The sequence below is a fragment of the Lysobacter sp. SCRH-1R genome, assembly GCF_057747855.1.
In genome coordinates this window covers 228,826-247,982 of the sequence record NZ_CM173227.1, presented here as the reverse complement: position 1 = coordinate 247,982, position 19,157 = coordinate 228,826, and the positions used below count along the sequence as shown (strand labels likewise).

Sequence of the window (19,157 nt, the reverse complement as noted above, 5' to 3'; positions counted from 1 at the left end):
AGCCTCAGCCGGCCGGGCCCCAGTAGCCCAGTTCGCGACGGATCTGCCATCCGCGCAACCACGACGACAGCGGCTTGCGACGCAGCCGGCCCAGATCGCCGCGCAGCAGCGATTGCGTCGCCGCGATCACGCGCTCGGACGAATGCCCGTCGCGATACGGATGGATCGCATCGCCATACGCCGCCAACGCGGTCTTCAGGGCATCGTCCGGCGCGAACGCGCGCGCGAGCATCTCCGGCAATCGCGCCGCATCGTCGAAATCCAGCATGTGCGGCTTCGGCGCGCGGTTGCGGAACGTCACCACCGGCTTGCGCTGCACGACGAACTCGGACACGACGGAGGTCGTATCGGCCAGCAGCACGTCGGCGGCGCGCTGCGCGGTGACGAGCTGTTCGGTCTCGAAGAACGCGGCGTTCGGGCCGGCCAGCGCGCGGTAACGCTCGAACAGCTCCGGCGCGCACTTGGGGTGCAGCGTGAGCAGCCAGTAACGATCGCCACGCGCGACCTCCGCGGCGATGGCGTCGAACAGGTGCGGCGCGGCGCTCAGGCGTTCGGTGAAGGTCGAGGCGAACATCACCACGGACCGGTCGCCAGCGGGCGCGCGCATCGCCGCGGCGGCGCCCGCGTCGTCGCGGAACAGCGGATCGAGCTTGGGCCAGCCGGTTTCGACCACGGCGAAATGGCCGGCCTGCGCGGCCAGGGCCTGGAACGGCGCGGTCGTGGCCGGGCCCTGCGTGCAGTACAGGTCGAACAGCCCGCGCACGCGGAAATGCCCGCGTTCGTCGGAGCGCTTCTCCACGTTGAAGCCGTGGAAGAGCTGGACCTTCGCACCGGAAACGAAGGTGGGCACCCAGTTCGCCGCGCTGAACACGGCGACCGGTTTCAGCGCGACCGCCTCGCGCAGGCCTATCATGCGCACCGGCGACGGCAGCGCGGCTCCCGCGGCGCCGTCGACGAACCAGGCGTGAACGCCGTATCCCGCGGCTTGCAGCGCCTGCGCCAGCGGTTGCAGGATGGGCAGCGCGTACCGCTCGCTCGCGAACAACAGGGTGTCGGCCATCAACGCTTCCTCGGATCCATCGCTGCAGGGCTCACCGGCGACCGCGCCACGCGCGGGCGGCGGCACGCCCCTGTCGGCCTGCATTATCGCGTTCAACGAAGCCGACCGCATCGCCGACTGCATCGCCTCGCTCGCCTTCTGCGACGAGGTGGTCGTGGTCGATTCGCATTCCACCGACGCCACCGCACGGATCGCCGCGGAGCTGGGCGCACGCGTGATCCAGCGTCCGTTCGATGGTTTCCGCAGCCAGAAGCAGTTCGCCGTCGAACAGGCCGCGCACGACTGGGTGCTGTGCCTGGACGCCGACGAACGCGTCGGCGACGCGCTGCGCACCGCGATCGAAGCCGAACGCGCGCGCGGTTTCGAAGGCGCGGCGGGATACCGTTTCGCGCGGCTGAGCGAGTACTTCGGCAAGTTCCTGCGCCACGGCAACGCGTATCCCGATCGCGTGCTACGCCTGTTCGACCGCCGCCGCGGTGGCTGGCGCGGCAAGCGCGAGGTGCATGAGGCGGCCAGCGTCGACGGCCCCGTGCGCACGCTCGCCGGCGACCTCGTCCATCATCCGTACCGCTCGCTCGAAGCGCAGTTGCAGAAGACGCAGCGCTACGCGCGGATGATGGCCGAGCACGACTTCGCGCGCGGAAAGCGCGCGACGCTGGGCAGGCTGATCCTCTCGCCGGCGTGGCGTTTCTGGCGCGGATACCTGCTGCGTGGCGGTTTCCTCGACGGCTGGCACGGCCTCGTCTACGCCTACGTTCGCGCGAACTACGTGCGACAGAAAACCATCATGTTGTGGCTGTTGCAGAACGGCCGTCCGATCAACGATCCAAAGCCATGAACACCTCGAAGAACCCACGCGTCAGCGTCGTCATCTCCACCTACAACTGGCCGCAGGCGCTGGAACTCGCGCTGGAAGCGCTGGCGCGCCAGACCGTGCTGCCGCACGAGGTGATCGTCGCCGACGACGGCTCGCGCGAGGACACGCGCGCGATGCTCGAGCGCCTTGCGCGCGATTACCCCGTGCCGCTGCGGCACAGCTGGATCGAGGACAAGGGTTTCCGCCTCGCGCTCGCGCGCAATCGCGCCATCGCCGCGACGACGGGCGACTACGTGCTCATCCTCGACGGCGACATGGTGCCGCATCCGAAATTCGTCGAAGACCAGATGCGTGCCGCGCAACGCGGCAGCTTCGTACAGGGCATGCGCGTGCTCACCGACGAAACCGGTCGCGACCGCCTGCTCTCGCGCGAGGTCCAGCAACTGGGTTTCTTCGACCGCGGCCTGACGCGGCGCCGGCACACGCTGCGCATTCCCGCGCTGGCGGCGTTGTCGCTGCGGGTGACGCGCAACCAGAAGACCAGTTCGATCAAGGGTTGCAGCCAGGCGTGGTGGCGCGACGATCTGGTCGCGTTGAACGGCTTCGACGAACGCTTCGAAGGCTGGGGCCGCGAGGACAAGGATCTGGCCGTGCGCGCGTTCCACCATGGGTTGATGCGGCGGATGCTGCGCTTCGGCGGCCTCGCCACGCACCTGTACCACCGCGAACGCCACGAAGAGGGCGCGAGCCCGAACGACCCGCTGCTCGCCGACACGAAGGCGACGAAGCGCGTGCGCAGTCCGCTGGGGCTGGATCGGCATCTGGCGGAGTTCGCGCGCGAGCCGTTGCCGGATTTGCGCGAGGGTGTGCGTGGGGTGTGACGTTCCCTGCTGATTTCCGGTAATCGGGCCGCCCGCCGCTTCGGTCAGCGGTTGCCGTTGTAGCCCGGGTAAGCGAAGCGCACCCGGGGCGCGGTCGCCTCTCCCACCCGGGTGCGCTTCGCTTACCCGGGTTAAAGAGCGATCGCTTCGTCAGCGGCACCCTGCCGTCGCAGCGCCCGGCACCAGCGTCCACCCGCGACGGTTCGCATTCCCCAGATGCTGCGTCAGCGATACGTCGATGCACGCCGCCAGCGCCACGTCCTGCACCAGCAGCCAGCGCGTCGCCGGCGCCTCGCGCTGCCATGCCAGGCCGCGCCGCATCTGCTCGTCGAAATCCACCTTGAAGCCGAATTCCGCGACGCGGCGATCGGCCATCAGCAGGTTCTGCTCGCGCCACGCGACCAGGCCCAGCTCCGCATCCGGGCCGATGCGGCGACCGACCTCCGTCATCAGGCCGCGCGCCGACGAGGAATCGTTGAGCAGCGGCGCGATCATCAGGCCGAACGCCACCCACAGCCCGGACAGCAGCGCGATCATCCCCGCGAACGGACGGCGCCGGCCGGCCCACAGCAGGCACAGCACGCCCCACACGCCGATCGCGGTGATGCACATCGCCAACGCGGCGGATTCGAGCTGGAGCCCACGTTCCTCGACGAACCGCCGCTCGAAGCCCGGATCGCCGAACCACGTCGCCAGCCCGCCCAGCAGCAGCGCGATCGCGAACACGACGGTGAAGCCGAACGCGGTGCGGCGCACGCCGCGCTTGCGCATCAGTCCCGGCAGCAGCGGGCCGAGGGCCAGCGCCATCATCGGCAGCGCGGGCAGGATGTACATGTCGCGCTTGCCGGCCGGAATGCTGAAGAACACGATCACCAGCACCCACCATGCCAGCGGCAGCAGGTAACGCGGATCGCGCCGGCGCAGGCGGCGGCGCCACGCGGGGATCGCCCACGGTAGCGCGAGCACCGTCGGCAGCCACATCGTCGCCATCACTTCGAGGAAGTACCACACCGGCTGGCCGTGATCCCACGAGGCGCCGTAACGCTTCGCGGTCTGGCGCACGAGGATGTCGTCGACGTAGGCGCGGTACTCCGGCCCCGCGTTGCCCATGGCGGCGATCAGCATCGGCACCAGCCACACGCATGCGGCGAGCACGAAGGCGAGCGGACCGAGCCAGAACTTCGGATTTCGCACGTGCACCTTCACGTTCCAGCCGCGCAGCGAGGCGATGCCCGCCGGAACCAGCATCAGCAACGCGAGGATGCCCACGCCCTTGCTGATGACGCCCATCGCCGCCGCGGCCCAGCCGAGCATCCACATCGGCCAGTCCGGCCCGCGGTTGCGCGCGACCTGCAGCACGTGGCGCAGCAGGCCGTAATTGCCGAGCGTGATCCAGAACACCACCAGCGGATCGATCTGCGCCTTCTTCGATTGCCAGGTGAACTGCAGCGCGAACAGCAGCGCGTAGCCGGCGTAGGTGCCGACGCGACGCGTCCACAACCGCGAGCCCAGGTCGACCACGCACCACAGCGTGCCCAGCGCCGCGAGCAGCGACGGCAGCAGGAAGGCCACGCGCCAGTTGCCGAAGATCGTGTACGCGATCGCCTGCAACCACATGAAGACCGGCGGCTTGTCCGAATACAGCTCGTGCCCGCGATGCGGGAACAGCCAGTCGTCGCTTTCGACCATCTGCCTGGCGACGAGGGTGAAGCGCGGCTCGTCGGCCGGCCACGGATCGCGCAGGCCCAGGCCGGCGCCGAGCACCAGCAGGGCGATGATCCAGAACAGCCAGGTGTCGCGGGATCGGGCGGTGGTCGGCAGCATGCGCGGATTCTATCCGCGCGATGTGGTCGTAACGTCGGAACGATCCGGGGCGGCGCAGGCCGTGCGCCAGGCCGTCGGGTGTCGCGCGTTCGTTACGCCGGCCGCTTGCGCAGCCGCGCGTAGTAGAAGCCGTCGAACCCGCCCTCGCCCGGCAGCCGCTGCCGCCCGGCACCGGCGACGCGGCCGAAGCGCTCGTCCAGCGGTTCGGCCACGGCATCCGGGGTGCGCGCGAGGAACGCCTCGACCTGCGCCTCGTTCTCGGCCTTCAGGATCGAACACGTCGCGTACAGCAGCACGCCACCGGGCGCGACCGTGGTCCACAGCGCATCGAGCAGGCGCGCCTGGGTCGCGGTGAGCGAATCGAGATCGGACTCGCGCCGATGCTGCAGCACGTCCGGTTGGCGTCGCACGATGCCCGTCGCCGAACACGGCGCGTCGAGCAGCACCGCATCGAACGGCACGCCGTCCCACCACGCCGCCGTCTGCGCCGCATCGACCGCGGCAAGCTGGATGCTGCCGCCGAGCTTCAGCCGCGACAGGTTCTCGCGCACGCGATCGAGCCGCTGCGCGTCGATGTCGATGGCGCTCAGGCGCACGGTCGCATCGCGTTCGAGCACGTGCGCGGCCTTGCCGCCGGGCGCGACGCAGGCGTCGAGCACGCGCGCGCCGGCCGCGGGCGAGAGCGCGTCGACGACCAGCTGCGCGGAAGCGTCCTGCACCGACGCCTCGCCCTCGGCGAAGCCCGGCAATGCGGCGACGGCGACGGGCGTGTCGAGGCGCACCGCATCGCCGGCGGCGTCGTCGAGCCGCGCGGCGATGCCGGCATCGTGCAGGCGTTGCAGGTACTGCGCGGGCGTGGTGCGACGACGGTTGACGCGCAGCCACATCGGCGGCTCGGCGACGCTGGCGTCGAGGATCGCGGCTTCGTCCTGCGGCCAGTCGGCGGCGATGCGGTCGCGAAGCCATTTCGGCCAGTGCGCGTGCGCCTCGATCTGCGCAATGCCTTCGCGCTGGGCGCGTCGCAACAGGGCGTTGACCATGCCGGCCTGGTGCGTGCGGCCGATCGCGCGCGCCGCATCGACCGTGGACGCGAGCGCCGCGTGCGCCGGCAACTTCAGCGGATCCAGCTGCGCGAGCCCGGCGAACAGCAGCGCCTTGAGTTCGCCGTCGCGGTATCCCAGTGGCTTGCTCATCCATGCCGACAGCGCCGCTTCGAAGCGCGCGGGCTGGCGCAGCACGGCGAAGCAGATCGCTTCCACCAGCGCGCGGTCGCGCGGATCGGGCAATGCCGGCAGCGCCTGCGCGAGTTCGGCCTTGAGCGAACGGCCGCGATGCAGCACCGCGTCGAGCACGCGCGCGGCGATCACGCGGGTCTGCACGCCGGGCGGCAGCTTGCGGGGGGCGGGTTTCATCGGTCGGCGACCAGATCGCGGCGGCCGTTGAGGTAATCGGCGGCGGTGATCGCCTTGCCGCCTTCGCGCTGGAGCACGCGGATGCGCAGCACGCCGGCACCGCAGGCGACATCCAGGCCGTCGCGCGAGGCACGCAGCAGCGTGCCCGGTTCGGCGCCATGCGCTTCGTCCAGCGCGATCGCGCCGTGCAGGCGCAGGCGTTCGCCGGCGACGCTGGCTTCGGCCATCGGCCACGGATTGAACGCGCGCACCTTGTTCGCCAGCGCATGCGCGGGCTGCGACCAGTCGAGCCGCGCCTCGCTCTTGTCGAGCTTGTGCGCGTAGGTGACGCCGTCTTCCGGCTGCACCTGCGGAACGGGATGGATGTCGGCGCGCAGCAGCCCGAGGCCGTCGCTCAGCACCTGCGCACCGAGCGCGGACAGCCGGTCGTGCAGCTGCCCGCCGGTTTCCTGTTCGCCGATGTCGATGGCCTGCGAGAGCAGCACCGGGCCGGTGTCCAGGCCTTTTTCCATCTGCATCAGGCACACGCCGGTGCGCGCGTCGCCGGCTTCGATGGCGCGCTGGATCGGCGCCGCGCCGCGCCAGCGCGGCAGCAGCGAGGCGTGCACGTTCCAGCAGCCGTACGTGGGAATGTCGAGCACCGACTGCGGCAGAATCAGGCCGTAGGCGACGACGATCATCAGGTCGGGCTGCAGCGCGCGCAGCGCCTCCTTCGACGCGGCGGACCTGAAGTTCTCCGGCTGCAACACCGGGATGCCGCGCAGCAGCGCCTCGCGCTTCACCGGCGAGGGCGTGAGTTCGCGACCGCGGCCGGCGGGGCGATCTGGCTGCGTGTAGACGGCGACGACTTCGCCCTTCTGCGCGGCGGCGCGCAGGCAGGGAACGGCGAAATCGGGGGTTCCGGCGAAAACGAGTCTCATGGTCGCGGTGCGGTGCCTGCGAAGTGGCCGTGCCACGTGGAAAACGAAGAACGCGGGTCACCCCGCGTTCGTGTCGTGCGTGGCGCCGGCGCGACGGCCGGCGCGACGATCGCTCAGGCCGCGGCCTGGCGGCGCTGCTTGGCGAGCTTCTTGCGCACCATCTCGCGCTTGAGCGGCGAGAGGTAATCGACGAACAGCTTGCCGGCCAGATGATCCATCTCGTGCTGGATGCACACCGCCAGCAGGCCGTCGACGTCCAGCTCGCATTCCTTGCCGGTGCGGTCGAGGTACTTCACGGTGATGCGGTTGGCGCGGGTGACGTCGGCGAAGATGCCCGGCACCGACAGGCAGCCTTCCTGGTACACCTGCTCGCCATCGCGCGCGACGATCTCCGGATTGATGAAGACCATCGGCTGGTCCTTCTCCTCGCTCACGTCGATGACCATGAAACGCTGGTGCACGTCGACCTGGCTGGCGGCCAGCCCGATGCCCGGCGCTTCGTACATGGTCTCGAACATGTCGTCGATCAGCGCCTGGAACTGCGCGTCGGCGATATGCGCGGGATCGACCTTGGCGGCGACGGTGCGCAGGCGCGGATCGGGGAATTCGAGGATGGGAAGCAGGGCCATGGCGTCGAAATGGGGGCGTGTGTCACAACCGCAAGAAGTAGCGTGATTGTAACCCCGTTATGGCGGTCCGACGCTTGCAACCGTGCGGTTCTTCTGGGCTATAGTGCCGCGGTGCCCCGCCTTCACGGCGTGTATTTTGGGGAAGCTGCCCGAGGCAGCGGGGCCGGAACAGTACGTTCAGGGGCGGTAAGGGGAATTGCCAGATGGCCTTGATGCTTAAACCGTTGCGCACGGTGATGACCGCTGCGCTGCTCACGATCGCCACCTACGGCGTCGCCGCGGAACTCGCGGGCGGCCATCCGGACACCTACGTGGTGAAGAAGGGCGACACCCTGTGGGACATCGCCGGGCGCTTCCTGAAGAAGCCGTGGCTGTGGCCCGAAATCTGGCAGGCCAATCCCCAGGTCAAGAACCCGCACCTGATCTTCCCGGGCGACGTGCTGTCGCTGGCCTACCTCGACCGCGTCGCCGTGCAGGAAGGCCCGCGCGAGGAAGCGCCGATCAACGCCATCCCGCTGTCGGAAGTGGAGTCCTTCCTGAAGGACCTGCGCGTGGTGGACGAATTCGAAAGCCTGCCCTATGTCGTCGGCCTGGAAGAGGATCGCCTGCGCAGCGCCGGCAACCAGCTGGTGTACGTGAAGGGACTGGATGGTGCCGAGCCGGGCCAGCGCTACATGGTCGTGCGCCCGAGCCAGCGCTTCCAGACGCTGGATCCGGATCGCTGCTGCGAGCCGTCGGGTCGTCGCGCCGAAACGCTGGATTTCCGCGGCAAGCGCAACTGGGGCACCGAGAGCCTGTGGGCCTACCAGCTGCCGCCGGGCGGCGGTGAGTTCCTGGGCTACGAGCTGGCCAAGGTCGCCACCGCCACCGTCACCCGCGGCATCGTCGGCGATGCCGAGGCCGTCACCGTGCTGGTCGACGACAACGGCAAGGAAGTACGCGCCGGCGACCGCCTGATCCCGGTCGAGGCGCAGGCCTACGACCTGCAGTTCATGCCGCACGCCCCGGCGCAGGAGCCGGCGGTGGAGAAGGCCCGCGTCATCGCCGTGGCCGACATGGTCAGCAGCGGCGGCACGCGCGACGTGGTCGCGCTCTCCGTCGGCGCGGCGGACGGCGTGGACAACGGCACCGTGTTCTCGGTGTGGCGCCAGGGCAGCATCGAGGTCGACCGCGTCCGCGCGGGCATCGACCGCAGCCCCGACGCGCACAGCCGCGGCGAGAAGGTGAAGATGCCGGACGAGTTCGCCAGCCACGTCATGGTGTTCCGCACCTTCGACAAGGTCAGCTACGCGCTGGTGATGGACGGCATCCGTCCGACCCACCTGGGCTATCGTCTGAAGCATCCCGACGCAACGAACTGACATCGCGTCCGGGAGTTTCCTGATCGAACCACGCGACGGCGCCTGACGGCGCCGTCGTCGTTTGCGGGCGATGCTGGTCGCATGACCGGCCCGCCCCCACCCGATACCGACGACCACGCGGAAGCGCTCGCCCTGTTGCGTCTGATCGCCGCCGGCGGCTCCACCGCCGCGCGCTGTGCGCTGATCGAACGGTTCGGCGGCGCGCGGGAGGCGGTCGCCGCCGGTCCCGCCGGCTGGCGCGACGCCGGGTGGACGGACGAACACGTCTCCGCGCTTTCGGCCGCCATCGCAACGCCGGCGGCGTTGGCGTGGCTGCAGGCGCCCGGCTGCAGCCTCATCGGCTGGCATCAATCCGATTACCCGCCGCTGCTGCGCAGGTCGCCGAACCCGCCGCTGGCGCTGTTCGTCGCGGGCGACCCGGCGTTGTTATGGCGGCCGTCGATCGCAGTGGTCGGCAGTCGCGGCCCGACGCCGGGCGGACGCGACAACGCGCGCGACTTCGCCCGCGCGTTCGCGGCGTCCGGACTGGTCGTCGCGAGCGGCATGGCCGCCGGCATCGACACCGCCGCGCACCAGGCGACGCTCGACGTCGGCGGGCGCACCGTCGCGATCCTGGGCACCGGCCCCGACGTGCCCTACCCGCGCGCGAACACCGGCCTGCACGCGCGCATCGCGGAGACCGGCGCGATCGTCAGCGAGTACCTCCCCGGCACCCGACCGGTGCCGTTCCACTTCCCTGCACGCAACCGGATCCTGGCGGGGCTGTCGGTCGCGACGGTGGTGATCGAGGCGGCCGAGCGCTCGGGGGCGCTGATCACCGCCCGGCTGGCCGCCGAAGCCGGACGCGACGTGTTCGCCGTGCCAGGGTCGATCCACAACCCGCTCGCGCGCGGCTGCCACCGGCTGATCCGCGACGGCGCCACCCTGGTCGTCTCGGCGCAGGATGCGATCGACGCCCTGGCGCCGCAGATCTCCGCGCTCGCCCAGGACTTGCGCCGGGAGCTCGGCGCCCCCATCCAGCCCCCTCAGGCGCCCGGGGCGGATGCCGGCGACGGTCAGACGATTCACGACCCCGACTACCAGAAGTTGTGGAACGCCCTGGGCCATGACCCAACCGCTATGGATCAGCTGGTGCAGCGGACCGGATTGACGGCCGCGGCAGTGTCCTCCATGCTGCTGCTCATGGAGCTTGATGGCCGTGTTTTTTCGCAACACGGCCGGTATTTCCGCAGTCGCTGACGGCTCCCGTTCAGGGAATCCCGGTCGCGGCGGCGGGCCTTCCGCAAGTTCTGCCCACCGCGCCGCGTGCGGCGCAGGCCGAGGGAAATGAAAGAGAGCATCCTGGACGTCCTGCTGTACCTGTTCGAGCATTACTTCACCGACGATGCGGACCTCGTCCGCGACCGCGATTCGCTCCGCAGCGGCCCCCTCTTCGACGAACTCGGCAAAGCCGGCTTCAGTCCCGCCGAGATCAACAAGGCCTTCGAATGGCTCGACGCGCTGGCCCAGCAGCGGCCCAGCGCCGCGGCTCCGCGCGCGAACGGGCCGGTGCGCGTGTTCTTCGGGCCGGAGCTGGACAAGCTCGACGTGGAATGCCGTGGTTTCCTGCTGTTCCTGGAACAGCACGGCGTGCTCGACGCCGGCCAGCGCGAGCTCGTGCTCGACCGCGCGATGGCGCTGGACCAGGACGAGATCGACCTGGACGACCTGAAGTGGGTCGTGCTGATGGTGCTGTTCAACCAGCCGGGCTCGGAAGCCGCCTATGCCTGGATGGAAACGCAGATGTTCGAGGACGAACCCGAGCCGGTGCACTGAGCGCCGCCGGACGCAGGTAACGCGCCTGGGGAGGCGCATGCAGGCCGGTCCGCACGGGCCGGCCTTCGACAATCAGGGGACAACATGACGGACTGGTACTACCACCTGCCGGGACAGGGGCGCGTCGGGCCGATGGCCGCCGACGACGTGCGCGAGGCCTATCGCGACGGCCGCGTGCAACGCGACACGCTCGCCTGGCACGTCGGCGCGCGCGACTGGCAGCCGCTCGACCGTTTCTCCGATTCGCTCGGTCTCGACGAGGTGGCACCACCGCCGGTCGTGTCGCCCTCGGCCTTCGCGACGCCCGCGGCGGTGGCCGGCGACGCGGTCGACCGCGCTTCGCCGTACGCGCCGCCGCGCGCCAGCCTCAACGAAGTGGACGACTACCAGGCCGCAGCCGGCGAGGTCGTGTACGCCGGCTTCTGGAAGCGCCTGGCCGCGCTGATGATCGACTCGCTGGTCGTGAGCATCGGCTACTACGTGGTGCTGGTCATCGCGATGGTCGTGTTCGGCCTGGGCATGTCCGGGCTGTTCTCCGCCGAGTCCGCCCCGCCGACCGGCATGGTCGCCCTGCTCGCGCTGGTCTACCTGCTCTATCCGGTCATCAGCGGGCTGTACTACATCGGCATGGAGTCCTCCGGCACGCAGGCCACGCTGGGCAAGATGGCGGTGGGCATCAAGGTCAGCGACGACGCCGGACGGCGCCTGGGCCGCGGCCATGCCTTCGGCCGCTGGGCCTCGCACCTGCTGTGCTACTTCACGCTCTACATCGGCTACTTCATGGCGGGCTTCACCCAGCGCAAGCGTGGCCTGCACGACATGGTCGCGAGCACGCTGGTGGTCGACCGCTGGGCATACACCGCCCATCCGGAACGGCAGCGCCGCGGGCTCGGCGCCGTCGCGCTGGTGCTGCTGATCCTGGGCGGCCTGGCAGTCGTGGCCTACGTGGGAATCATGCTCGCCATCGCCATCCCGGCGTACCAGGAATACGTGCGGCGCGCCGCCGGTGCTGGCTGAAGTCCAGGCTGAACGGGACCGTCGCAGGGCGGCGGCGGTCCCGGCTTCACGCGGCCATGCTTGACAGCCCCGGCCGACGCATGGCCTCAATAGAAAAAAGAGAAGCCCCCGAACGCCCGCGCCGCATGTCGCGGGCGTAGTCTTCTCCCGCTTCCATCCGCCCCCATCGCAGCGCCGGGACAGGCCCTGCGGAGCCCCCATGGCCAAGAACCTCCTCATCGTCGAGTCGCCCGCCAAGGCCAAGACGATCAACAAATACCTCGGCAAGGACTTCACCGTCCTGGCCTCCTACGGCCACGTCCGCGACCTGGTGCCAAAGGAGGGCGCGGTCGATCCCGAGCGCGGCTTCGCCATGCGCTACGACCTGATCGACAAGAACGAGAAGCACGTCGACGCGATCGCCAAGGCGGCCAAGGGCGCCGAGGCGCTCTACCTGGCGACCGACCCGGACCGCGAGGGCGAGGCGATCAGCTGGCACATCGCGGAAATCCTGAAGGAGCGCGGCCTGCTGGAAGGCAAGCCGCTGCACCGCGTGGTGTTCACCGAGATCACCCCGCGCGCCATCAAGGAAGCGATGACGCAGCCGCGGTCGATCGCCTCCGACCTGGTCGACGCGCAGCAGGCGCGCCGCGCGCTGGATTACCTCGTCGGCTTCAACCTCAGCCCGGTGCTGTGGCGCAAGGTGCAGCGCGGCCTGTCCGCCGGCCGCGTGCAGTCGCCGGCGCTGCGCATGATCGTCGAGCGCGAGGAGGAGATCGAAGCCTTCGTCGCGCGCGAGTACTGGACCATCGAGGCCGAGTGCGCGCATCCGACGCAGGCCTTCACCGCCAAGCTCATCAAGCTGGACGGCAAGAAGTTCGAGCAGTTCACCGTCACCGACGGCGACACCGCCGAGGACGCCCGCAAGCGCATCACCGCCGCCGCCAACGGCGCGCTGCACGTCACCGACGTCGCATCGAAGGAGCGCAAGCGGCGTCCGGCACCCCCGTTCACCACCTCCACGCTGCAGCAGGAAGCCGCGCGCAAGCTCGGCTTCACCACGCGCAAGACCATGCAGGTCGCGCAGAAGCTGTACGAAGGCGTGGCGATCGGCGAGGAAGGCACGGTCGGCCTGATCACCTACATGCGTACCGACTCGGTGACGCTGTCGCAGGACGCCGTGACCGAAATCCGCGACGTCATCGCCCGCGACTACGGCACGCGCGCGCTGCCGGACAAGCCCAACGCGTACCAGAACAAGTCGAAGAACGCGCAGGAAGCGCACGAAGCCGTGCGTCCCAGCTCGGCGCTGCGCACGCCCTCGCAGATCGCGCGCTTCCTCAGCGACGACGAACGCCGGCTCTACGAACTGATCTGGAAGCGCGCCGTCGCTTCGCAGATGGTCCCGGCCACGCTCAACACCGTGTCGGTCGACCTGGCCGCCGGCAGCGAGCACGCGTTCCGCGCCTCGGGCACGACAGTGGTCGATCCGGGCTTCCTCGCCGTGTACGAGGAAGGCAAGGACACCAAGGCCGCCGAGGACGAGGACGAAGGCCGCAAGCTGCCGGCGATGAAGACCGGCGACCGCGTGCCGCTGGATCGCATCCACGCCGACCAGCATTTCACCCAGCCGCCGCCGCGCTACACCGAAGCGGCGCTGGTGAAGGCGCTGGAGGAATACGGCATCGGCCGTCCGTCCACCTACGCCTCGATCATCCAGACGCTGCTGTTCCGCAAGTACGTGGAGATGGAAGGCCGCAGCTTCCGCCCGTCCGACGTGGGCCGCGCGGTGTCGAAGTTCCTGTCGTCGCACTTCACGCGCTACGTGGATTACGACTTCACCGCCAGGCTCGAGGACGAACTCGATGCGGTGTCGCGCGGCGAGGAGGAATGGGTCCCGCTGATGGAGAAGTTCTGGGGCCCGTTCAAGGAACTGGTCGAGGACAAGACCGAATCGGTCGATCGCAGCGAGGCCACCGGCGCGCGCGAGCTCGGCACCGATCCCAAGTCCGGCAAACCGGTGAGCGTGCGCCTGGGGCGCTTCGGGCCGTACGCGCAGATCGGCGACAAGGACACGGACGAGAAGCTCGAGTTCGCGTCGCTGCGCCCGGGCCAGTCGATGCACACCATCACGCTGGAAGACGCACTGGAGCTGTTCAAGCTGCCGCGCAAGCTCGGCGAGAACGAGGGCCATGAGGTCAGCGTCGGCATCGGCCGCTTCGGCCCGTTCGCCAAGCGCGGCAGCACGTACGCTTCGCTCACCAAGGAAGACGATCCGTACACGATCGACCTGGCGCGTGCGGTGTTCCTGATCGAGCAGAAGGAAGAGATCGCCCGCAACCGCATCATCAAGCAATGGGACGGCAGCGACGTGCAGGTGCTCAACGGCCGCTTCGGGCCGTACATCAGCGACGGCAAGCTCAACGGCAAGATCCCGAAGGATCGCGAGCCGGCCTCGCTGTCGCTGGAGGAAGCCACGCAGTTCCTCGCCGACACCGGCAAGCCGGTGCGCCGCGGCTTCGGCAAGAAGGCCGCGAAGAAGGAACCGGCGGTGAAGGTGAAGAAGGAAGCCGCCGCGAAGAAGGCGCCGGCCGCGAAGAAGGCTCCGGCGAAGAAGGCGCCCGCGAAGAAGACGGCTGCCAAGAAGGCGGCGAAGAAGACCACGACCGCTGCCACAAAGAAGACCGCGACGAAGAAGGTCGTGAAGAAGGCGAGGGCGTAAGGCGCCTTCGCTGCTTCGACGGTTTCCACCGCTGTGAAGCGTGATCCCGGCGAACGCCGGGACGCGCCCCGCAAGATCCCACGCGCCGAACGCCCCTGCTGGCGCGCATCGCGCCCCGCGTTATCCTCGCGCCATGTCCCCGCCGCTCACTTCGAACGAAGCCGCCGACGCGCTCCGCCGCGGCGGCGTCATCGCGTATCCGACCGAAGCCGTCTGGGGGCTGGGCTGTGATCCGTTCGACGAGTCGGCGGTGCTGCGGCTGCTGGCGATCAAGCAGCGGCCGGTCGACAAGGGCGTGATCCTGATCGCCGCGTCGCGTTCGCAGTTCGACGGCCTGCTCGATTGGGAGGCACTCACCGAAGCGCAGCGCGACGCGGTGCTCGCCAGCTGGCCCGGGCCGAACACCTGGATCATCCCGACCACGCCGCGCGTGCCGCGCTGGATCACCGGCACCCACGACGGCGTCGCCGTGCGGGTGAGCGCGCATCCGGACGTGGTCGCGCTGTGCGACGCGTTCGGCGGACCGCTGGTATCGACCAGCGCCAACCTGGCGGGCGAGCCGCCGGCGTTCACCCGCGAAGCACTCGATCCCCGCGTGCTGGCGCGACTCGACGGCGTCACCGGGGGCGAAACCGGCGGCCTCGCCTCGCCCACCGCGATCCGCGACGCCCGCACCGGCGCCCGGATCCGCGCCTGAGCCCGCCCGAAACGCCACCGCCGGACAACCGGACGCCCGGCGCCGCGCTTCCTTCGTCACCACGGGCGACGCAAGATGCGCGCATGGCCTCCGGCGTCCGCATCGTCGCGCTCCTCGCACTGCCGCTGCTCGCGGCGGCGGCCGCGCATGCGGCGGAGATCACCATCTACCGCTGCACCGACGCGCAGGGCCAGCTGACGTTGCGCGATACGCCGTGCAGGAAAGGCGAGAGGCAGCAGACGCAGGAGATGGTGCGCCCGAAGGACGCACCGCCGTCCGTGCGCCGCGAAGCCGCCGCGCCGAAGGCCGAACCGCCGCCCGCCGCGCCGCCGCCGCGCTACGTTGCCTCCACACCGGCGCGGCCGATGTACGAATGCACCACGCCCGATGGCAACCGATATCTCAGCGACACCAGCGCCGGCAATCCGCGCTGGGTGCCGCTGTGGACGCTGGGCTATCCCGGCTATTCGGGCCTGCTTCCGCCGCCGCGCCCGTTCTACCCGGGCGGCGTCCACGCCCGTGTGCGCGGCACGTTCGATGGCGGCGACGGCCGCTATTCGGTTCGCATCGGCGATCGCCCGCCGCCGCCTCCGCGTCCACCCGATGGCGTGCCGCCGCCGGGTTACGCCGCGTACGGCACGGGCACCTGGGTCCATGACGAATGCCATGCGCTGCCGCAGGCGGAAGTCTGCGCACGCCTGCGCGACGAACGATGGGAACTCGGCCGCCGCTACAACAGCGCGTTGCAGAGCGAACGCGGAGAGATCGACCGCCAGCAGCGCGGCATCGACGCGCGCCTGGCCAGCGACTGCGGAGGCGCCTGATGCGGGCGTTGGCTGGCGCCGCGTTGCTGCTCGGCGCCCTGGCGATCGCGCCCGCGCATGCGGAGGTGGTCATCTATCGATGCACCGACGCCTCGGGTGCGGTGACGTTGCAGAACGGCACGCCCTGTCCGAAGGGCAGCCGGCAGCAGAAGAAGGTGATGGACACGCCGACGACCTCCGCGCCCGCGCACGCCCCGCCGCCCGCACCACCGGAACCGGCGCCCGCCGCACCCGTCGCCGTGCCTGAACCTGTCGCGGCACCGGAGCCGGAGCCCATCAGCCCTCCCCGGCAACCGCCGCCCGCGCTGTTTGCCTGCCAGACCTGGAACCGCGAGCGCTACTTCGGCGAAACCGCGCAACCGCCGCCGCGCTGCGCGCCGTTGCAGGTCACCGGCCTGGACGGCACCGGCGCGATGGCCGGCGGCACCGCGTGCCAGATGATGGAAGACCGCTGCGAGCCCGTGCCCGCGTTCGCGCTCTGCGACGCATGGAAGCAGCGCGTGCGCGATCTCGACGCCCTTACGACCTTCGGCGGCGGCGAGCCCGTCGCGCCGGCCGAGGCCGAGCGCATCCGCCGCACGTTCGCGGAAAGCACCTGCGCCCCCTGACGCGCTGGCCGCCGGCACGTCCCGTACGCGTTTGAACACAGGGCGAAGCGGCTCCGCGCCGCCGACCCGGACGGCCGTCCCGCGGTCGCCACGAGCGCAAGGGAACGATTCTTGGAGATGGACTTGTCCGCAGTGCGCCCCGCGCTCGGCTGGTGGCTGGTGCTGGTCCTCGTGCCGGCCGCGCTGCTGCTCACCGCGGCGGCCCTGTTCGTCATGCGCGAACGCATCCCCGCGCACTGGCAGCAACCGGTGCGCGCGCTGGTGTTCGGCGTGCGCATCGACGACGACGTCCGCATCCGGATGTCCGACGGCACGCAGCTCGCCGGCACCCTGTACCGTCCGCGCAACGCGGAGGGCCCGTTACCCACCGTGTACGTCCGCCTGCCGTACGATCGCCGCCGCTACGGCGAGGCCATCGGCGAAGGCCTGTTCTTCGCGCGCAACGGCTACGCCGTGCTGGTGCAGGACGTGCGCGGCAAGTTCGGCTCCGAAGGCGACGATTTCCTCCCCTGGCGCCACGCCACCAGCGACGGCGTCGACACGCTCGACTGGATCGTCCGCCAGGGCTGGTCGAACGGGAAGGTCGGCACGATCGGCTGTTCGGCGCAGGGTGAACTGCAGTACGCGCTGGCACGCGCGAACCATCCCGCGCACGCGGCGATGATCCCCATCGCCGCCGGCGGCGCGGCCGGCGACGTGGACGGCCACGCCGGCTATTTCGGCGCGTTCGAAGGCGGCGTGTTCCAGTTGGCCGGCGCGGCCGGCTGGTTCGCCAAGCACGGGATGAAGTCCGATCACGGGCCCTGGCCGAACGATCTCGACATGGCGAAGGCGCTGCCGACGTTGCCCATGCTCGACGTGGTCCGCCAGGTGCGGCCCGGCGCGAACGGCTTCGAGGATTTCCTGCAGACGCCGCTCGGCGACGCGCACTGGCGCGCGCTGGACTACGTGTTCGCGGACGATCGCCCGCGCACGCCCGCGCTGGTGATCGACACCTGGGGCGATCCGAGCCTGTCGGGCACGCTGGCGCTCACCGGATCGGTGCTTCGCAATTCGCCCGAAGCCGGACGCGTGCAGCACGTGATCATCGCGCCGGGCAACCACTGCGAACAGGAACTCGTCGCCGGCATGGGCCGCTTCGGCGACCTGCCGGTGCGCAATGCCGCGCAGCCCTATCGCGAGTGGTATCTGGCGTGGTTCGACCACTGGCTGCGCGGACGCGGGGACGGCCTCAAGGCGCTGCCGCCGTACCGTTACTTCGTGCTCAACGAACAGCGCTGGCTCGACGCGACGCAGTGGCCGCCAGCGGAGGCGCGACCGCAGTCGTGGTACCTGTCGGGCGGCGGCCACGCGAACGGCCGCGACGGCGACGGCGTCCTAGCGCTGGAAGCCGCACGCGAGACGCGATCGGACGACTACATCCACGACCCGCTGGATCCCGTTCCCTCCCGCGGCGGGCCGCTGTGCTGCACGGGCGATCCGGCGCAGCGTTCGGGGCCGGTGGACCAGGGCGACGTCGAAACGCGGCAGGACGTGCTCGTCTACACCTCCGCGCCCTTGCAACAGCCGCTGCGAATCGTCGGCGAACTGCGTGCGCAGCTGGTCGTGTCCTCGACCGCGCCCGACACCGACTTCATCGCGCGCCTCGTGCACGTATGGCCGGACGGCCGTGCGACGAACATCCAGGAAGGCGCGCTGCGCGCGCGCTACCGCGACGGTGTCGAACGTCCCAGCCTGATGACGCCGGGCGACCGCTACGTGCTCGACGTGCCGATGCGCTCCATCGCCTACCTCGTCCCCCGCGGCCATCGCATCCGCCTGGACATCAGCAGCTCAAGCTTCCCGCGCCTGGAACGCAACCTCGGCACGGGCGGTCGCAACTACGACGAAACGCGCCCGTCGAAAGCACTCAACCGCATCTTCCACGGCGGCGATGCGGTGAGCTTCGTGGAGATCCCGGTGCTGGACCTGCCGGTGCCGGAAGACAGGCCGTTCGCGGGGCCGCGGTAGGCGCATCGCCTCGGGGGCATAGCTCGCTCGGGCATGCGGCAAGGCGTGGCAGGTTGCACCGCCGCCCCGCTACCCGTGCTCGCAGCCCAGCGCAGTTCCGCAGTGATCGGTCCGAAGTACGCACCGCCCGCAGGCTTTTTGACGACGCGCCATCCGTTCTTTACCGACAGCATCGCCACTCCGGCAGTAGCACTGAAAGTTGAATGGAACTGCACGGAGGCAAGGCCAGTGCCGGGATCAGCTCGTCCAGCAACATTGTCGACGTCCGTTTCACAATCGATCGTGGCGCCGTATCTGGTTACGAAGCAGTAACGCCCCGTGACCTTCGCGCCCGCAGTATGCAACGTCAGCTCGAAGGTCGAGAATGGCACGCGAGCCACTGTCTCCGTCAATACCCACGGGCCCGGTCGCGCGACAAAAACCAACAACTAACAGAAGCAGAGCGAAGGACAGTTTTCGAATGCTGCAGACCCTCTCGGGTTCGCCATCATTTCTCATTACATCTCTATGGCTCCCTGTCGCCATCTTTAGCACCCAATCAGCTGTTCTGCACACACATTCAGAACGATCCACTGACGCCC

The 19,157-nt window shown here is 69.9% G+C and carries 16 protein-coding genes; 11 read left to right on the top strand and 5 right to left on the bottom strand.

The features are described 5' to 3' along the window. Positions 1-4: 4 nt before the first annotated feature. On the bottom strand, positions 5-1,063 hold the full coding sequence (locus AC3ANK_RS01065; protein WP_484171880.1) for a CDP-glycerol glycerophosphotransferase family protein: 1,059 nt from the start codon (positions 1,061-1,063) through the stop codon (positions 5-7). 67 nt (positions 1,064-1,130) lie between these two features. Here AC3ANK_RS01065 and AC3ANK_RS01060 point away from each other — a divergent pair, with 67 nt between their 5' ends. Together AC3ANK_RS01060 and AC3ANK_RS01055 are read left to right on the top strand one after the other, a co-directional pair. Next, positions 1,131-1,898 carry a glycosyltransferase family 2 protein gene (locus tag AC3ANK_RS01060; protein WP_242525356.1) on the top strand — a complete coding sequence of 256 codons (768 nt, stop codon included), beginning with the start codon at positions 1,131-1,133 and terminating at the stop codon, positions 1,896-1,898. After that, positions 1,895-2,758: a glycosyltransferase family 2 protein gene (locus AC3ANK_RS01055; protein WP_206862486.1), complete on the top strand. Its 864-nt coding sequence runs from the start codon at positions 1,895-1,897 to the stop codon at positions 2,756-2,758. Before AC3ANK_RS01060 ends, AC3ANK_RS01055 begins: the two co-directional genes overlap by 4 nt. A 150-nt stretch (positions 2,759-2,908) precedes the next feature. On the opposite strand, the gene AC3ANK_RS01050 is transcribed toward AC3ANK_RS01055, so the two are convergent. From AC3ANK_RS01050 to def, 4 genes are all read right to left on the bottom strand, one after another. Next, positions 2,909-4,582 (bottom strand): ArnT family glycosyltransferase, encoded by a 1,674-nt coding sequence (locus tag AC3ANK_RS01050; RefSeq protein WP_484171879.1) that lies wholly within the window; start codon positions 4,580-4,582, stop codon positions 2,909-2,911. Positions 4,583-4,674: 92 nt separating this feature from the next. Next, positions 4,675-5,994, bottom strand: coding sequence for a 16S rRNA (cytosine(967)-C(5))-methyltransferase RsmB (gene rsmB, locus AC3ANK_RS01045; protein WP_484171878.1), 1,320 nt, complete (start codon positions 5,992-5,994; stop codon positions 4,675-4,677). After that, the gene (gene fmt / locus AC3ANK_RS01040) at positions 5,991-6,914 is read right to left on the bottom strand and encodes a methionyl-tRNA formyltransferase (protein ID WP_206862489.1); all 924 of its coding nucleotides are present in this window, start codon (positions 6,912-6,914) and stop codon (positions 5,991-5,993) included. The genes rsmB and fmt overlap by 4 nt, the downstream gene beginning before the upstream one ends. A 113-nt stretch (positions 6,915-7,027) precedes the next feature. Beyond that, positions 7,028-7,543, bottom strand: coding sequence for a peptide deformylase (gene def / locus AC3ANK_RS01035; RefSeq protein ID WP_206862490.1), 516 nt, complete (start codon positions 7,541-7,543; stop codon positions 7,028-7,030). A gap of 212 nt (positions 7,544-7,755) precedes the next feature. Between def and AC3ANK_RS01030 the strand changes: the two genes are divergently transcribed. The 9 genes from AC3ANK_RS01030 (at position 7,756) to AC3ANK_RS00990 (ending at position 18,576) form a co-directional block, all read left to right on the top strand. Further along, complete coding sequence (locus tag AC3ANK_RS01030; protein WP_206862593.1) at positions 7,756-8,904, top strand: LysM peptidoglycan-binding domain-containing protein; 1,149 nt, start codon at positions 7,756-7,758, stop codon at positions 8,902-8,904. An 81-nt stretch (positions 8,905-8,985) separates the two neighbouring features. Further along, on the top strand, positions 8,986-10,143 hold the full coding sequence (gene dprA, locus AC3ANK_RS01025; protein WP_206862491.1) for a DNA-processing protein DprA: 1,158 nt from the start codon (positions 8,986-8,988) through the stop codon (positions 10,141-10,143). An 87-nt stretch (positions 10,144-10,230) separates the two neighbouring features. Then, a complete protein-coding gene (locus tag AC3ANK_RS01020) occupies positions 10,231-10,719 on the top strand; it encodes a DUF494 family protein (protein ID WP_206862492.1) in 489 nt (162 codons plus the stop codon). A gap of 84 nt (positions 10,720-10,803) precedes the next feature. Beyond that, a complete protein-coding gene (locus tag AC3ANK_RS01015; protein WP_206862493.1) occupies positions 10,804-11,736 on the top strand; it encodes an RDD family protein in 933 nt (310 codons plus the stop codon). Between the two features lie 199 nt (positions 11,737-11,935). Then, entirely contained in the window at positions 11,936-14,437 is a 2,502-nt protein-coding gene (locus tag AC3ANK_RS01010; RefSeq protein WP_206862494.1) for a DNA topoisomerase I, read from the top strand. A gap of 133 nt (positions 14,438-14,570) precedes the next feature. Beyond that, on the top strand, positions 14,571-15,134 hold the full coding sequence (gene tsaC / locus AC3ANK_RS01005; protein WP_206862495.1) for an L-threonylcarbamoyladenylate synthase type 1 TsaC: 564 nt from the start codon (positions 14,571-14,573) through the stop codon (positions 15,132-15,134). Between the two features lie 83 nt (positions 15,135-15,217). Next, positions 15,218-15,958, top strand: coding sequence for a DUF4124 domain-containing protein (locus AC3ANK_RS01000; RefSeq protein ID WP_484171877.1), 741 nt, complete (start codon positions 15,218-15,220; stop codon positions 15,956-15,958). Beyond that, positions 15,958-16,566, top strand: a complete 609-nt coding sequence (locus AC3ANK_RS00995) for a DUF4124 domain-containing protein (RefSeq protein ID WP_484171876.1) — start codon at positions 15,958-15,960, stop codon at positions 16,564-16,566. The genes AC3ANK_RS01000 and AC3ANK_RS00995 overlap by 1 nt, the downstream gene beginning before the upstream one ends. A gap of 117 nt (positions 16,567-16,683) precedes the next feature. Next, positions 16,684-18,576: a CocE/NonD family hydrolase gene (locus tag AC3ANK_RS00990; protein WP_484171875.1), complete on the top strand. Its 1,893-nt coding sequence runs from the start codon at positions 16,684-16,686 to the stop codon at positions 18,574-18,576. The last annotated feature ends 581 nt before the right edge of the window (positions 18,577-19,157 follow it).

Bases quoted from the DNA above. Each gene is read 5' to 3' on its own strand.
- AC3ANK_RS01030 (WP_206862593.1), top strand. From the start codon at position 7,756: ATGCTTAAACCGTTGCGCACGGTGATGACCGCTGCGCTGCTCACGATC.
- AC3ANK_RS01055 (WP_206862486.1), top strand. From the start codon at position 1,895: ATGAACACCTCGAAGAACCCACGCGTCAGCGTCGTCATCTCCACCTAC.
- fmt (WP_206862489.1), bottom strand. From the start codon at position 6,914: ATGAGACTCGTTTTCGCCGGAACCCCCGATTTCGCCGTTCCCTGCCTG.
- AC3ANK_RS01010 (WP_206862494.1), top strand. From the start codon at position 11,936: ATGGCCAAGAACCTCCTCATCGTCGAGTCGCCCGCCAAGGCCAAGACG.
- AC3ANK_RS01020 (WP_206862492.1), top strand. From the start codon at position 10,231: ATGAAAGAGAGCATCCTGGACGTCCTGCTGTACCTGTTCGAGCATTAC.
- AC3ANK_RS01015 (WP_206862493.1), top strand. From the start codon at position 10,804: ATGACGGACTGGTACTACCACCTGCCGGGACAGGGGCGCGTCGGGCCG.
- tsaC (WP_206862495.1), top strand. From the start codon at position 14,571: ATGTCCCCGCCGCTCACTTCGAACGAAGCCGCCGACGCGCTCCGCCGC.
- dprA (WP_206862491.1), top strand. From the start codon at position 8,986: ATGACCGGCCCGCCCCCACCCGATACCGACGACCACGCGGAAGCGCTC.
- AC3ANK_RS00990 (WP_484171875.1), top strand. From the start codon at position 16,684: ATGGACTTGTCCGCAGTGCGCCCCGCGCTCGGCTGGTGGCTGGTGCTG.
- AC3ANK_RS00995 (WP_484171876.1), top strand. From the start codon at position 15,958: ATGCGGGCGTTGGCTGGCGCCGCGTTGCTGCTCGGCGCCCTGGCGATC.
- def (WP_206862490.1), bottom strand. From the start codon at position 7,543: ATGGCCCTGCTTCCCATCCTCGAATTCCCCGATCCGCGCCTGCGCACC.
- AC3ANK_RS01000 (WP_484171877.1), top strand. From the start codon at position 15,218: ATGGCCTCCGGCGTCCGCATCGTCGCGCTCCTCGCACTGCCGCTGCTC.
- rsmB (WP_484171878.1), bottom strand. From the start codon at position 5,994: ATGAAACCCGCCCCCCGCAAGCTGCCGCCCGGCGTGCAGACCCGCGTG.
- AC3ANK_RS01050 (WP_484171879.1), bottom strand. From the start codon at position 4,582: ATGCTGCCGACCACCGCCCGATCCCGCGACACCTGGCTGTTCTGGATC.